This is a genomic window from Bacteroidota bacterium, from assembly GCA_026391695.1.
Lineage (GTDB): Bacteria > Bacteroidota > Bacteroidia > Bacteroidales > JAGONC01 > JAPLDP01.
This window is the reverse complement of record JAPLDP010000039.1, coordinates 43,106-58,827: the sequence shown is the minus strand read 5'-3', so window position 1 is coordinate 58,827 and position 15,722 is coordinate 43,106. Positions and strand designations below refer to the sequence as shown.

Genomic DNA, 15,722 nt, shown 5'->3' with positions numbered 1-15,722 from the left:
AGGATACAAAAAGTCAAAGAACGATTATAAGTCCAGCACCGTTTAGCCCAATATGATGAGGCTTTCGGAGCTGAAAATTTAAAGTATGGTTGTTTTGTCTTTCAAATTTCTAATAAATAAAAGTTTTTAGAGGTACCCTTAATAATTACTGATTATGGAAATTAAGGAATTAGTTTTTAAAACCTTAAAGGATTCTACAACGCCCTTAAAATCACAGGAAATTGCTGATAAAGCCGGTATTGATAAAAAGGAAGTTGATAAGGCAATAAAAGCACTTAAAACGGAGGAAAAGATCGCTTCACCGAAAGTATGCTATTATTGCGTCAAAAAATAAGTCGACAGTCGGCAGTCTGCGGTCTGCGTTTGGATGAAAGACTTTATCCTCACTGCCGACTGCTGACTGCCGACTGCTAACTGTTAATAGTCTAAATATTCCTGAAAAAGCACCTCCAGAAATGATTTTCCTTCCCTGATGATCTGATCTTTCGAGGCAGAGGGAAGGTCATCATAATAATAGTGGTTTATTCTGTTATCGAAAAAGAAAGAACCTTCTGGTCGTATCCACCCGATTCCTTCTTCAAAAGCGACATAGGCAAATTGCGGGCAGTATGGATTTAAAAGGTTTTTGCTCCAGTGGAATGCGGCAGCAGACAATCCCATCTGCCCGAACAAGGTGGCCGCGATGTCGGTTTGAGAGCCTATTCTGGCACATGTCTTTCCCTTAAATTCATCCTTGATGACATTCCCGTAAAAGAGAAGGGGAATCTTATGGTACTGGGGCGAATAATAATTCCAGTTTTTCTGAGAATAATGGCTGTGATCGGCTACAAGGATGAACAAGGTATTGTCGAACCAGGTCTCTTTAGCAGCTTTTCTAAAGTAATCACCCAGGCAATGGTCGGTGTAATGAGCCGAATTCAAATAATCGTTTATGTTAGCATTATAACCCCAATCTATTTTTTCAGCTATCGGCATATCAAATGGTGAATGGGTGCTCACTGTAAACAAAGCCGAAAAGAACGGTTGCTTTTCCGCCATCAGATCATTCAGTTGTTCATTCAGGGTATATTGGTCATGGATGCCCAGTTTTCCTCTTGGCAGACTATCATCGAAGTCGTAGACTTCCTTAATCCGGTCAAAATCATTCCAGATGATATAGCTTTTGATGTTGCCGTAAATAAGCTGACCGCCAAAATAGAACGATGTGGCATAGCCCTGATTTTTCAGGATTGGGATAATGCTTGGCAGCTTAGTATATTTATCAGGTTGGACGGCAATGGAGGAGATGGGATGCGAGGGGAAACCGCTGAAGATACACCCCATTCCCTGTTCCGACCTCGTGCCGCTGACATAAATATTAGTGAATAGCAGGCCACTTTTTTCGAGCTCGTGAAATTCAGGAGCAATACCCGGCTCACCACCTAAAGTCCCGATCAGATCGCCTGCCCAGCTTTCAAGAATCAAAATGACGATGTTGGGGCGATTTGTTTTGAGAATCTGAATAGTCGTATCAGTTGGAACCGAATAAATTGCACTTACTTCCTTTTTGGCATCATTCAGATCATAAAAGTTAAATGGATTCTTCCCGAGATATTTATGGTTCTCATAGAAACTGATATACAGGTTAAAAGCGGAGTTGGTCGAGGCCAGGTTCAGGATATTAAACCGGGAGTAATAGCTTTCGCTCTGGTTAATGGGAATAGGTTGCAGCCCTCCCCTGCCACCAACGAAAAGTACAGCAGAAGTCACGATAAAAAATAAAACTGAAAAACCAATCTTCCGTTTGAAATGAATGACAGGTTTATAAAAAAAATTTAAATAAAAAAGTAATCCTCCCAGAAACTGAATGATGAGAATAGCCAAAAGAATAATAAATGTTGATGTTTCGGCCGAGTCGTAAATTTCTTTTGGGTGCATGAGATACATCAAAGCCTTATAATGAAGCTTTGTTTTCCATTCGAAGTAAATACCCAGCTCAGCTGTAGTTATCAGTGAATATACGAACAGGACAACGGCCGTATAGATTTTATTGATGACATTCAGCCAAGGCGGGCTGTAAAGTGACTGCACCACTAATAAAAGAAACGGAAATACAAGGATGTAACAGGTAGTGGCCGCATCGAGCTTGAGCGCATACCAAAACGATGCCAGTGTATGTAAGAATCCGGTATGTTCCTCTGCCAGAAGTCTGGCATGATAAACCAGAAATATCACCCGGGCAAAAGCAAAAAATAAAATCCAGAATAAAAACTGCAATATAAAGTTTATAAGTATCCTGCGCATGACTCTCCCGGAATTGTTTTTCACGACAAAATTATGAAATTAATGGTAACTCCTTTGCCCCTATCACCAGAGTTCACTCTAATGCCAGATTGCAATATCTTTATAGTCTTTTAGTATTTTTGCAAGATTGATTTCTTTAATGATTTCGTACACTCACTCAAAAAATCTGTACTTTATGTCGATACAGGAAACCCTTGAAAATATCCGCCGGAAATTGCCGGAACATGTCAGGTTGGTTGTTGTTTCCAAAACACAGGCTGCAGAGGACATCCGGGCGGCATACGATTATGGGCAAAGGCTCTTTGGCGAAAACAAGGCTCAGGAGCTCATCGGTAAACAACCTTTTCTGCCCGAAGATATCCAATGGCATTTTATCGGGCATTTACAGACGAATAAGGTTAAATTCATTGCTCCATTTGTCAGTCTGATAGAAAGTGCCGACAGCATGAAATTATTAGGTGAGATGAACAGGCAGGCCCAGAAATACAACCGTGTTATTGATTGTCTTCTCCAGTTTCATATTGCACGGGAAGAGACCAAATTCGGTCTGTCCTTCCAGGAAGCCACAGAGATACTCAGATCAGCGGAATATATTGCATGTAAGAATATCTCGATTATCGGGGTCATGGGAATGGCCTCTTTCACAAAGGATAAATCGAATGTTCGCCAGGAATTCAGGGATTTGAAACAAATCTATACAGATCTGAAAGAAGCCTACTTCACCCGAAATGAATTCTTCAGAGAGATTTCGATGGGTATGTCGGGTGATTATGAAATCGCTATTGAGGAAGGCAGCACTATTGTAAGGATTGGGACGGCGATATTTGGGGAAAGGAGAAAATCAATGATCAATGATCAATGATCAATGATCAGTGAACGATCTATTAGGGTATGTGAGATAGTTCATTAACTTTGCTGACTTATGGAAAATGCGGTTATCACTATAAAAAACAAGAAGGCCTCGTTTGAATATTTTTTACTGGAGACTTTTACTGCCGGCATCCAGCTTACAGGAACAGAAATTAAATCGATTCGCATTGGGAAAGTTAGCCTGGCTGACTCATACTGTGATTTCATTGAAGAAGAGCTTTTTGTTAAAAATATGCATATTGCGGAATATTCCCATGGCACACACTATAACCACGAACCAAAACGCGACAGGAAATTGCTGCTTACCAAACGGGAGCTGCGCAAGCTGCTGAACAAAGTCAAAGAAAAAGGATTCACTATCATTCCTGTGCAGCTCTATATCAATGAAAAAGGACTTGCCAAACTGGACATTGCCCTGGCCAAAGGAAAACATGCTTATGACAAGAGGGAGTCGATTAAACGAAAAGATTATGCAAGGGATACGGAGAGGTTTAAAGAGGAGTAATCCGGTTAATAATTATTTTAAGGACACTCGAGTATATAACGATGTAGCGATGTAACGAAGTAATAAAAAAACGATATTGTGAATTAATTCAGTAATCATTCCTTCGCATATCGCAACATCGTTACATCGCTACATCGCTACATCTGGTTCATAAAGTCTGCCAAGAATTTTTCACCCTGATATGCCTTTTGTATATTTGCAGGTATTCATCCTAACCTCTCCTTTATGAAAATAAAACCACAATTAAGTTTCTGGCAGATATGGAACATGAGCTTCGGCTTTCTGGGTATTCAATTCGGGTTTGCACTTCAGAATGCCAATGCCTCAAGGATATTACAGACTTTCGGTGCCAATGTCCATGATCTGAGCTGGTTTTGGCTTGTGGCACCGATTACCGGCATGATCGTACAACCTATCATCGGATATTTTAGTGACAGAACATGGAACAGATTGGGAAGAAGGCGTCCTTATTTTCTTGCAGGGGCTTTTTTAACAAGCATTGCCTTGATATTGATGCCTAATGCACCACATCTGGCCACCTTCATTTCACCGATGTTTATCGGCGGTGGATTGCTTATGATCATGGATGCTTCGATAAATATTTCGATGGAGCCATTCAGAGCCCTGGTCGCCGATAAACTCCCCCCCGAACAGCATACTTTAGGTTTCTCAATGCAAACATTACTTATTGGGATCGGCGCCGTGGTGGGTTCCTGGTTACCTTATATTTTGGGTGACTGGTTTGGAATAGCCAAAGAAGCGACGGGGAAAGGTTTAGTACCTCCAAATGTCATCATATCTTTTTATTTCGGTGCGGCTATCCTCGTGTCGACAATTATCTGGACGGTAGCATCTACAAAGGAATATCCGCCGGAGTATTATCATGAAAATGATGAACCAGACAAGAAAAGGGCCAAATTCAAGATACCAAAAACAATGTGGCAGTTATTATTGGTTCAATTTTTTTCATGGTTTGCCCTGTTTTCCATGTGGGTGTTCACCACTCCCGCAGTAGCCAAACACTTTTTCGAAACAACGGATCCCAACTCACTGGCTTACCAAAATGCCGGAAACTGGGTTGGCATTCTCTTCGGGATATATAATGGGATCTCAGCTATCATTGCGTTGTTACTGCCAAAGGTGGCGAAGCGAATCGGCCGGAGAACAACACATGCCATGGCTCTCACCATCGGTGGATTATCCTTTATTTCTTTTTACATCATCCCGACCCATCAGTTGCTGGTCATCCCGATGGTCGGAATCGGCATTGCATGGGGAAGTATCCTTGCCATGCCTTACGCCATGTTGGCCAGTTCGATTCCTCCCAAACAAATGGGTATGTTCATGGGGTTGTTTAACATGTCGATCACCATCCCGCAGATTGTAAACGGTATTTTCGGGGGGTTGATTTTACAATATATTTTTCATGACGATCCTCTGTTATCTCTAATCATGGCCGGGGCTTTCATGATTCTGGGAGCTATCAGCACGTTTTTTGTCAAGGATATCCTGGATAAGCAAACCAGAAGCAATTGATTGGGCGATTGTCGATTTTCGATGGTGCGATGTTCGACGTTCGATCTCTGAAGTATAAAGAGGTGTCTAGTCCTAAAAAAAGTTTACAGGTTAGACGCACATCGCCAAATCGCCCAATCGACAATCGCCCATTCATATCACCATTTTTTCTTCATCGTCATAACGGTTTTATAAAAAATTGTAATCCAGGCTGTTGAACCCCGTATGTTGCAGGATAAACTTCACAAAATACCGCATTGATTTGCTACTCTCCGGCGCATGTGGGAAAAGCAAACGTCATAAAATTTATATTCAATGTATCCAAAATTTGTGTATAAATTTTTCAACCACTTGACAAGTTTTATATTCTTTTTTAAATTTACGGACATTAATTCTATAAATTTATTTAATCACACTTACAACAAAATTCCAGCTTATGAAAAAAAATTACTTCTTATTACTGGCGGTTACTGCTTTCCTGGCTTTGGGAATGACAACCGCAAAAGCCCAGAATGGGGGTATTTATTCAAAAGGTACCTGGACCTACGATGTAAACCAGAGTTTAGGCGTCAGTTTTATGTCCGACAAGACTAATGATAATGCAAAAAGGAACTATAACACTAGTGAAGTCGAATTATGGGCACTATATTTCCCTGTCAATCATTTTGCCGGTGGGTTATATGTTACATATGACAGGGAAAAACAGAAAAAAGGTTATTCTTATCTTAATAGCAGTACTATGGCCTACCTCTAGCTTCTATATGGCCGGAGTTTTGGGAAATTAAACCTGCAGGCATGGGGCGCTGTTGGTATCGGAAAGGCAAAGTATGAATACGGTGATAACTATAACGAGAAGGATAATATGTTTGGCTATATTCTCGGCATTGAATCACCTATCAAACTATCGCCCAATTGCAACGGATATGTTACACCTGGCATCAGTTATGAATCAAGAAAAGCCGATTGGGACGGAGGTGACGACAAAGACAACGAACTTGCATTTTATCTTGATCTTACTTTTTTTATTCCAAATCACGATTATTCCTGTGATATAGGGAATGGCTGTTCCAAGGTCAATGAACGTTACCAGCAGGGATATGCATTAATGGGTGTAACCTCATGGATTGGCCTTTCATTGAATAAATATACCCTAAATTACGATATTACGGAAGAAGCCGGCATGAACATGGACGAAAACGAAACTGACTTCCGGGTAGGCTTAAATGGATATTATTATGTCATCAATAACCTGGCTGTCGGTGCAAATATCACTCTCAACACCTATAAATATAAAAGCAAGGAAGACGTTGCGTATCCTTATGAAAATTCAGGCAGCAGATTTATTTTTATGCCACAGGTCCTTTACAACCTGCCTTTCAATGGTTGTTTGAGAAATTTCTTTGTCAACGGAGGTTTTGGTTTTGGCTCCAATAATTCATCATACAAGACGGGCTCTAACCCTGCCGATAAAACAAAAGAAAATATCACCGCCTATTACGTTGGAGCCGGTTATAATTACTTTTTCACCGATTACCTTGCATTCACTCCTAAAATAGGTTTTAAATCACAGAAAAACAAGATCAAGGATCAGGATTATAAAGTCACCAGGAGTGGTTTGGTAATAGACTTTGGGTTGAACTATTTCTTCGGGAATAAAGGTGCAGTCAAGACCTACTTAAATTAAGACGTTCTTCAACGGCGCTTTTTTTCATTTAACTCAAATTTCAAAACCCAGCCTGACCTGAATGGTGCTGTAGCCAAGCGTTATGGCGTGCGTATGCGCCAGATTGATATGCTCCGCCACGATCAGTATGTACAGACGGTTATTGACCTGTCGAATCGCAGCCTCACCGATAATTGGGGTTATACACCGGTAACGGAAGCCGAAGCGTTAGCCGTAGCTCGCGACCTGAAGCCGGTCATACAGCCCAAGGGTGTGCCTGTTGCCGAGGATGCTCAGGGTCGCCCCATTAGTTTCAATATAGCCCTGCCCGATGTAGATATGCTGCAAAATGATCTCAACGGGTACCTGTTCCCTTTTGGATGGTCAAAACTACTTCTAGGCCTGAAACGACTGCATAACTACCGTCTGTTTGCGCTTGCCGTGATCCCTGAATATCACGGTTAGGGATTGGATGTCGTCAAATCGAAAATCGCCCAATCGACAATCGTCAAATCTTTCCGGCAGACACCATCTCATATTCCTTGGTAATCAGCAAGTCTGCCACCGGTCGTAGCGCCTGTACCATCTTATGCTCCTGTTCCAGGACACGCATACGGTATTCATTCTGTGGTTCCTTGCCGCGCACCAGTTGCGCTTTTTTAGTTTCGTGATAGGTGAGCTCGATGAATATCCTTATATCAATTCCTTCTGTCTTTATGGCGTATAAACCGTCGATGATCAGCATGTCGATGCCCTTGAAGTCGGTGATCAGGGTATCAACCTGTTCGGTAACCAAATCAACGCAGGGCATGGACGATGTTTTGCCATCCTTGAAATCGCGAATATTCTGGTATATTTTATCCCAATCGTATTCCCCATAACCGACAACATTTTCAATACCGTGGTTTTTTCGCCACTCCGTGCGTTCGAGAGGAAGAATACGGTAATAATTGTCGATGTGTATCGGCTTAGCCATAATGCCTTCCTTGCGAAGCAAACGGGCTATGACGTGGGCCAGCTCCGACTTGCCTGAACCGGATTCGCCGGAGATACCGACCATCATTTTTCCTTTCCGGTTCTTAAGAATGAAATCGACAATTTTTTGCCCGGCATTGCGGTGCTTGTCTTCAATTAATAAAACGTCTCCTAACATAGTGAAAGTTAATTAAAAATGAAGATTTAACTGATTATAATTTTATGCCATTCGCCCGATTTGACAGTAAAGCTTTTATCGGCCAACCCAATTTTAATTTGATGTCCGACTGGACCGTCCACCTTGACATTTACACCCAATTTAGAGACGATGCAATGGTAATTTTTTTCTTTGAAGGTGAATTTGAACTCAACAGATCTCCAGTGATCCGGGAGATTCGGGTTGAATTTTACCATTTCCGATCGCAGGTTCAGCCCCGCATAGGAAGAAATAGCCAGCCATACTGTTCCGGTCATCACGCCGGCATGAATGCCTTCGCCTGTTGTTCCACCCTGTATGTCGTTATAATCACTGGTGAGGGCATCGGAATAGAGCGACCAGCTCAGCTTTTTATCACCCAGCAAATTGGCCAGATGAGCATGTACTACCCTGCTCAGTGTCGATCCATGTGAGGTACGTTTCAGGTAATAATTCAGGTTCCTCTCAAGATAATCAACCGGCAGCTTATAACCCATGGCATTCAGAATCTCGTCCACCTCATCCTTATCCAGATTATAAAATGTCATCAGCGTGTCGGCTTGTTTGGCTACCTTGTATTCATCAGGTGACTGGCCTTCAGCTTTTAATATCCTGTCGAACCGGTAAATATTACCATACTTCTTTTTATAAAAATCCCAGTCAAGTTCTTTCAGTTTAAAATACCCATCATATTGGGCAATAACTCCATCTTCTGAAATGACGATGTTTAAACTCCCTGCGAGTTCCTGCCAATGGGCCAATTCCTTAACAGTCAAATGAATTTGCCTTTCAACAGCCAGCTTTGATTCATTATCCAGTGCTGAATAAAGTTCTTGTGCCTTCCGGAATGTCCATGCCACCATCAAATTTGTATAGGCATTATCCTTTAGGCCTCCGGTATCGGAATTTTCATATTTTTCATGAAATTCATCAGGTCCCATGACCCTGTCGATCTCATATTTTCCTGTTGCTGAATTAAGTTTACTTTTGCTGGCCCAGAACCGGCATATTTCAAAGAACAGCTCGGCACCGTATGATTTAATGAAATCCAGGTCTCCGGTTATCCAGAAATAATACCATATGTTATAGGCAATAGCCAGTGAAACATGGCGTTGCAGCGAACTATGGTCGGGGTCCCATTTCCCGGAAACAGGATTCAGGTGGATGATCTGTGTTTCCTCCCGTCCGTCGCTGCCGCTTTGCCATGGAAACATGGCACCGGAATATCCGTTTTCCATTGCATATTTCCTCGCTGCATCCAGTCGGCGGTAACGGTACATGAGGACAGATCGAGCTGCATCTTTAAAGTGTATGAAATAAATAGGAAGAATATAAAGCTCATCCCAGAAGATATGACCGCGGTAAGCTTCACCATGCAATCCCCTGGCAGGGATACCGGTATCGATCCATGAGTTGTGCGGAGAGGTCGTTACCAGTGAATGATAAAGATGAAGTCTAAGTAACTTCTGCGTCAAACGGTCACCTTCAACTTTTATATCTATGGTGTCCCAGATTGTCTCCCACTGTTCAGCAGACCTGGTATGAACATCCTTAAAAAATGAATACCCTTTGAGCAATGACAATGCAGCCTTACAGGGATTGATCTGATGATGATCGGTCGATTTGTGAAGGGCTGCGATTTTGTGCACTTTAATTTCCTCACCCATTTTCATCTCCCTGCTAAAAAGAAGTTCCGACCTTCCTTTTGAGGAGTTGTGCATGAAAACGGGCTTAAGCACCTGGCCATTATGCACTGCCGTCATCCGGGCTACAACGGCTATCTTAATCTTTGACTGTGTTGTTTGCACAACGACAAAATGGGCATTGTCGCTGCAACCTTCCTCAACAGGTTCCAGATGGCGCTGGTTCAGCTCCTTGTAACGATCGACACCGGCATTGATATGATCACCATAAAGACCGCTTTTCATAGTTATTGTGGCAGAATAATTTACCGGGATAACCGAGTATTCAACAGCAGCGAGGTGAGGTATGTCCATGCTTGCTATGCGCCTGGATTCAATCAGGGTCCGACGACCTTTTTCATCCTTTATCACCACTCTTCTGTAAAGAATGCCATCATTCAGAAGCAGAGTCCTTTTGATATCCTCGATCTTTACCTTGTTAATATCCAGCCATTCTTCATCATCTATTCTGAAGGTGATAAAATGCCAGTCGATCACATTGACAAAATCCTCATTTTCGACATCACGTCCTGCAACTTTTGACACCAGGCGGTTATAAACGGATGACATATAGGTGCCCGGATAATTGACCGAATTGGCAGTAGTTTCATCCATCGCTCCGCGGGTTCCGAAGTAGCCATTGCCAATAGTCAGCAGCGATTCCCGGTTTCGCTCCAATTTTGGATCATAATCATAATAGGCTATTGACCAATTGTCCTTATCAAGACCTGTTGCAAACCATTCTGCGATGCCGTCAAATCCGATTTTGCCGATATCACTCACGACGATATCAGCGCCATTTCGTTGTAATTCATGTTCATTATTTTCGCGGGCGATGCCAAGAACGAGTCCGAAATTCCCTTTCCGGCCGGCCTGTACGCCTGAAACGGCATCTTCGACGACTACAGCCCTGTCATAAGGCACACCAAGATTATCGCAGGCTACTGTAAAGATATCGGGTTCGGGCTTCCCTTTGAGGCCGAGTTCTGCCGACACTTCACCATCGACCCTGGTATTCATGAATTTAAGGAGGTCTGCTCGCTCAAGCACCGCCCTGCAGTTCTTGCTTGAGGATGCTACTCCCACTTTGATGCCTTTGCGTTGCAATTCGTATATCAGGTCTACTGTAGAATCATATACCTCAACGCCCTTAGTCCTCAGTACATCATTAAAAGCTTCATTCTTGCGGTTTCCCAGGCCGCAGATGGTTTCCATGTCAGTTATATCCTCAGGATTCCCAAAGGGCAAGTGTATACCCCTGGATTCCAGGAAATCCTGCACGCCCTTGTATCTTGGTTTGCCATCAACAAAAGGGAGATAGTCCTGTTCATGGTCAAATTCCCTGAAAATCTCACCATACCTTCGAACCCTGTCTTTTAAATAGTCGTCAAACATCTTCTTCCATGCAGCACTATGAACAAGCGCTGTACGGGTGATCACACCGTCCAGGTCAAAAATAACCGCATCAAATCCGTAATCAGTCATGTATGGTCCTATATTGTCATAGTTTTCTTAAGGTTCGCTGCCGATGGCCAACATTGCAAAACATTATGACATTCTTTATGACATTGAAGGCTGATATAGTTTGAATTCAACACCAATTGTTGCGCCTTTTCCAAGTTTACTGCTGCACCATATCTTACCTTTCATGGCCTCGGTGTATTTTTTTACTATAGACAGGCCAATGCCCTGTGTTTCATCTTGTCCTATACTTTGGTAACTTTGTTTCTGGTACTTACCGAAGAGCTTCTTCACATCATCCTCACTTATACCCGGACCTTCATCGATAATCTCAACAACAGCCATATCCTCTTTTTTTATCAATCTGATATAGATATTTTTACCGTCGGGTGAAAATTTTATGGCATTCGACAGGATATTTTCAAATATCAGTGCGGCATAAATCGGATCGACCTTCACAAACAGGTCGCTGCCATCAAGATGTAACTGAATATTCTTTTGTGCCAGGGCATAAGTATAGATCTCACTGATTTCATTCAGAAGAATTAACAAATTCGTCACTTCCGGCTTCAGGCTTATGCTTTTGCTCTCAATTTCATTGATGTCGAGCACCTGGTTGATAATATGATTGATCCGTTTTATGGATTTATGAATCACTTCGATTGATTTGACCTGCTCTTTTGAAAGGTCTGTGGTCTGTGATTTAAGCAGGTCGGCGAGGCACAGGCTGCTTGTGAGGGGATTCCGCAGGTCCTGGGCCAGGACATTGATGAGATGATGTTTTTCTTCATTGAGCTGTAAGAGCTGCACATTCTTCTTTTCCAATTCCTTCTTCTGCTCTGTGATACTCTCGTTCTGCCTGGCTATCTCTTCATTTTGTTTCTGGATTTTTATATAGCTCTGCGCAAGTTTTCTTTCCAGTTCATTCATTTCACGGATACGTTTGACGACAATTTTAACAACCCCTTTTATCATATCGAGGTTGGAAGCCATTAAATTCGTAAAGTCCGACTGTTCAAGTTCCAGCAAGCATGTTTCTTCTTCGGCAGTAACGGATGCCGACCGGGTCTCCTTGTCAAAAAGGGCATATTCTCCGAATACCCTGCCCTGTCCCATGCGTGTGATGACATAATCCCCAACGTGCACCCTCACCGAACCACTCCCGATGATATACATGGAATGGCCTACATCACATTTCCGGAAGATAATCTCCTCTTTCTTTACAACATGTTCTTTAAGAACACCGGCTATTCCCTGCAGGATATCTTCCGGCGTATCCTTAAAAACCTCCACCTTCCTGAGGATATCCACCCTGTTCTTTAGTTGCTCTGAATCCATAGTGATCATTATTTAGGTGTGTGCATTATTCCTTGCCGTTATCTCTGATAGTGAGCCATAAATAGCCATAGGGTAACAGATATAAATTACGCTGATCATCCACATCAACCCTGGCACCGAGCAGGTCAACAGGTGCGGCAATATCCATGTCATCCGGCAGTTTAAGGGTCAAATGTTCAGGCGACAGGTTATTTAAAACATAAATATTTTCACTCCGGTAGCTTCTGATGAAGGATAACACTGCTGTCGTAGGTTTTTGGGTTGAGTCAGTGATATTCACCCATTTAATGACACCTCTGCCAAAACACCGGAATCTCCTGCGTATATTGATCTGATTTTTAATCTGTTGATACACCGAAGCATAATAGCTGCCAGGCAGATTAAGCTGTTCATCCAATTCATTCCAGTTGATCATTCCCCTAACAAGAAAACGGGTATCATTTTTCCCTGTCAAACGAATCATCTCCGAATAATATTTTTCATCGTTCAATTTTCCGAATTCATCGCCGTAATATACTACAGGTGTGCCAGGCAGGGTAAGCATTACAGAAAAGATCAGTCCTATTTTCCGTGGATCCCTGTCCATCAGTTCGGCTAACCGGGCCGATATACCCTGTCCGAGGCGGAAATCCCATTCCGGCTTCCTGCAATAGCTGTCGTGAATGAATTTCCGGTCTTCTTCAGTAACATACACCAGTTCCAGACTAAGTTCATCGTGGCACCGGAGAAAAGTGAACCACTGGCTGTTATCCGGTATACCAGGTGTGACATCCAGGCTGAGTGTCAGTTCAACAGGGCTTTTGTCGTTCATAGCCAGAGCCTTGAACATCTGAGGCATTAGCGGAAAATGATAACCTGCATGGCACTCATCGCCATTGCCAAAGTATTTGACAACTTCATTTGGTTTCTGGCAGGCCTCGGCAAGGAGCAATGTATCTGGCCTCACATAATCCAGCACAGCCCTAAAAAATTTCACCACAACATGTGCCTGGTGCAGGTTTTCACAGGCAGTGCCTTCTTCTTTCCAAATGTATGGTATAGCATCAGCCCTGAAACCATCAACGCCCTTTGCCAGCCAGAAAAGCAAATTCTTTGACATTTCAAGCAGGACTTCAGGATTATGGTAGTTCAGATCGGGCTGGAATTCAAAAAAACGGTGGAAATAATAGGCATCACCATATTTTTCCCAATTGCTCGCACACAATCCTTTAAAAATAATGCGGGCGTCAGAATATTTTTTGTCGTCACTATTCCATATATAATAATCCCTATACCTGCCAAAGGAGGATATGCGCGATTCCATAAACCACGGATGCTCTTCGGAGGTATGGTTAATGGCTATGTCAAAAATCACCTTAATCCCATTCTCATGTGCTTGTTGGAGAAAATGAATAAAGACCCGTTCCCTTTCCGCATCGGAGGCTGAGTGAGGCAATCCCAACAAATCAGGTCTGATGCTGCGGTAATCGGAGATATCAAATCCCGCATCCCGCATCGGTGATTTCAAAATGGGAAGAAGCCACAGACAGTTGACTCCCAGACTTTTCAGATAATCCAACTTTTCGATCAATCCAGCAAAATCCTTATTGAAAAGATCGACGTAGAGGGAATATACTACCGCATCTTTATACCACTGTGGTTCAAGAGGTTCAAATTGCACGCTCTTTTTCAGTGTTTCCAGTTCACCGGTAAATTCCCTTAATGCGTTCAGCGGAATCGCGGGATATAATTCAGTCCAATAGCTTCTTAGCGATTCAAAAAGAGTGTGATGTTCCATAAATTATCCTGAAAATGTGCATTCAAAGTTACAAATTATTTGAGGATGGCATATTTTGGCACGACCGCATTATGATACTTTAACAAATTCAGGATAAGGGTGGCAGCGTTCACCGAAATACAGATTCCTTATCGGGCTTTACAAATCTTTAGTATATTTATCATGTCCTAATTATTATAATTCAAATGATCTTCAATATATTATCAAAATATCTCATCATTTCAACCAGTGTATTATTCTTAAGTCAGACAGCCTCTCCGCAGCAGGTTGGATTTACACTTACCTCCGGGCATAAACGGACTGATATACCTTTTGAGAATTTTAATAACCTGATCATTATTCCGGTCACATTGAAGGGAATCCTGCCCTGCAAGTTCATTCTTGACTCTGGTGTGAGCACTAACATTCTTACCGAACGGTCGTTGTGCGATATCCTGGGCGTAACGTGCGACCGCATGGTGAGCATACCTGTCATCGGAAGCAGGGAAAAAATCGATGCCTGTGTTATTGGGAACATCGATATGACTTTACCCGGAATATCAGGAAAGAACCTGAATATGCTTGTCCTTGAAGAGGATTTTCTCAACCTCAGGAATTATCTTGGTATAAATGTGTTTGGGATAATAGGATTTGATATCCTGCGCCATTTTGTCGTTAAGATAGACTTTACGACAAAAATGTTAACATTCATCACTCCGGAGCACTTCCGGCCACCCAAAAGATACTTAGCACTTAAGGTTGAATTCGAAAATAACAAGCCTTATCTGGCAGCTGGCGTTAATTTAACAGGTGATACCATAATACCATGCAGACTAATGGTTGATCTTGGTGCTAGCCATACTATCCTTTTCGAACTACCTGAAAATAATGATATCCGACTTCCCTTTGCGAAGATCAATGCTGCAGTCGGAAGGGGACTGGGTGGCGATATTGAAGGCTTCTTCACCAGAATACACGAACTCAGTCTGGGTAACTTTACCCTCACTGACGTTGTAGTGTCGTTTTCACCTGATTATAAGATCAATGACAAAACAGATGACCCGATCTTACAAGGAACACTCGGAGGAGAAATTCTCAGCCGTTTCGATATCATACTCGATTATTTTAATAAAAAAATTTACCTGAAGAAAAATTACACCTACATTGAACCTTTTGAATATAACCTCAGCGGTATCGAGCTGATAGCCTCAGGCACCGATCTGAAAAAGTTTGAGGTTATTTCGGTACTGCCCGGGTCACCTGCCGAAAAAGCAGGCATAAAAAACGGTAATCTGATTCTCGCAGTAAACGGTATCAGTGCCATTGATCTGACGCTCAATGAGATCAACCATACTCTTCGTTCAAAGCCAGGAAGGATGGTTAAATTAAAAATTGACAGCAATGGACAGATTCTGAAGGTGAAGTTCAGGTTGGAGAAGATGATATAGAATGTTTAAAATGGGGTTAAATTATAACAT

The 15,722-nt window shown here is 42.3% G+C and carries 13 protein-coding genes; 8 read left to right on the top strand and 5 right to left on the bottom strand.

Annotated features, from left to right (window positions below; genetic code table 11):
• Window positions 1-154: 154 nt before the first annotated feature.
• A complete protein-coding gene (locus NT175_06095; GenBank protein ID MCX6234282.1) occupies window positions 155-334 on the top strand; it encodes a MarR family transcriptional regulator in 180 nt (59 codons plus the stop codon).
• Window positions 335-417: 83 nt separating this feature from the next.
• Here NT175_06095 and NT175_06090 read toward each other — a convergent pair whose 3' ends face one another.
• Complete coding sequence (locus NT175_06090) at window positions 418-2,283, bottom strand: sulfatase-like hydrolase/transferase (protein MCX6234281.1); 1,866 nt, start codon at window positions 2,281-2,283, stop codon at window positions 418-420.
• A 139-nt stretch (window positions 2,284-2,422) separates the two neighbouring features.
• Between NT175_06090 and NT175_06085 the strand changes: the two genes are divergently transcribed.
• The 6 genes from NT175_06085 (at window position 2,423) to NT175_06060 (ending at window position 7,301) form a co-directional block, all read left to right on the top strand.
• On the top strand, window positions 2,423-3,145 hold the full coding sequence (locus NT175_06085) for a YggS family pyridoxal phosphate-dependent enzyme (GenBank protein MCX6234280.1): 723 nt from the start codon (window positions 2,423-2,425) through the stop codon (window positions 3,143-3,145).
• A 60-nt stretch (window positions 3,146-3,205) separates the two neighbouring features.
• Window positions 3,206-3,658: an SsrA-binding protein SmpB gene (gene smpB / locus NT175_06080; GenBank protein ID MCX6234279.1), complete on the top strand. Its 453-nt coding sequence runs from the start codon at window positions 3,206-3,208 to the stop codon at window positions 3,656-3,658.
• 225 nt (window positions 3,659-3,883) lie between these two features.
• Window positions 3,884-5,194 (top strand): MFS transporter, encoded by a 1,311-nt coding sequence (locus tag NT175_06075; GenBank protein ID MCX6234278.1) that lies wholly within the window; start codon window positions 3,884-3,886, stop codon window positions 5,192-5,194.
• 415 nt (window positions 5,195-5,609) lie between these two features.
• A complete protein-coding gene (locus tag NT175_06070) occupies window positions 5,610-5,927 on the top strand; it encodes a hypothetical protein (protein ID MCX6234277.1) in 318 nt (105 codons plus the stop codon).
• 108 nt (window positions 5,928-6,035) lie between these two features.
• Entirely contained in the window at window positions 6,036-6,857 is an 822-nt protein-coding gene (locus NT175_06065; protein ID MCX6234276.1) for a hypothetical protein, read from the top strand.
• Between the two features lie 108 nt (window positions 6,858-6,965).
• Entirely contained in the window at window positions 6,966-7,301 is a 336-nt protein-coding gene (locus NT175_06060; protein ID MCX6234275.1) for a hypothetical protein, read from the top strand.
• A gap of 43 nt (window positions 7,302-7,344) precedes the next feature.
• Here NT175_06060 and NT175_06055 read toward each other — a convergent pair whose 3' ends face one another.
• The 4 genes from NT175_06055 to NT175_06040 all read right to left on the bottom strand — a co-directional run bounded on the left by NT175_06055 (window position 7,345) and on the right by NT175_06040 (window position 14,265).
• Window positions 7,345-7,989 carry a uridine kinase gene (locus NT175_06055; GenBank protein ID MCX6234274.1) on the bottom strand — a complete coding sequence of 215 codons (645 nt, stop codon included), beginning with the start codon at window positions 7,987-7,989 and terminating at the stop codon, window positions 7,345-7,347.
• A gap of 26 nt (window positions 7,990-8,015) precedes the next feature.
• Window positions 8,016-11,174: a beta-phosphoglucomutase family hydrolase gene (locus NT175_06050; protein MCX6234273.1), complete on the bottom strand. Its 3,159-nt coding sequence runs from the start codon at window positions 11,172-11,174 to the stop codon at window positions 8,016-8,018.
• A 75-nt stretch (window positions 11,175-11,249) separates the two neighbouring features.
• Window positions 11,250-12,488, bottom strand: coding sequence for an ATP-binding protein (locus NT175_06045; protein MCX6234272.1), 1,239 nt, complete (start codon window positions 12,486-12,488; stop codon window positions 11,250-11,252).
• Window positions 12,489-12,513: 25 nt separating this feature from the next.
• Window positions 12,514-14,265, bottom strand: coding sequence for an alpha-amylase family glycosyl hydrolase (locus tag NT175_06040; GenBank protein ID MCX6234271.1), 1,752 nt, complete (start codon window positions 14,263-14,265; stop codon window positions 12,514-12,516).
• A gap of 185 nt (window positions 14,266-14,450) precedes the next feature.
• Here NT175_06040 and NT175_06035 point away from each other — a divergent pair, with 185 nt between their 5' ends.
• Window positions 14,451-15,692 (top strand): aspartyl protease family protein, encoded by a 1,242-nt coding sequence (locus NT175_06035; protein ID MCX6234270.1) that lies wholly within the window; start codon window positions 14,451-14,453, stop codon window positions 15,690-15,692.
• Window positions 15,693-15,722: the final 30 nt, after the last annotated feature.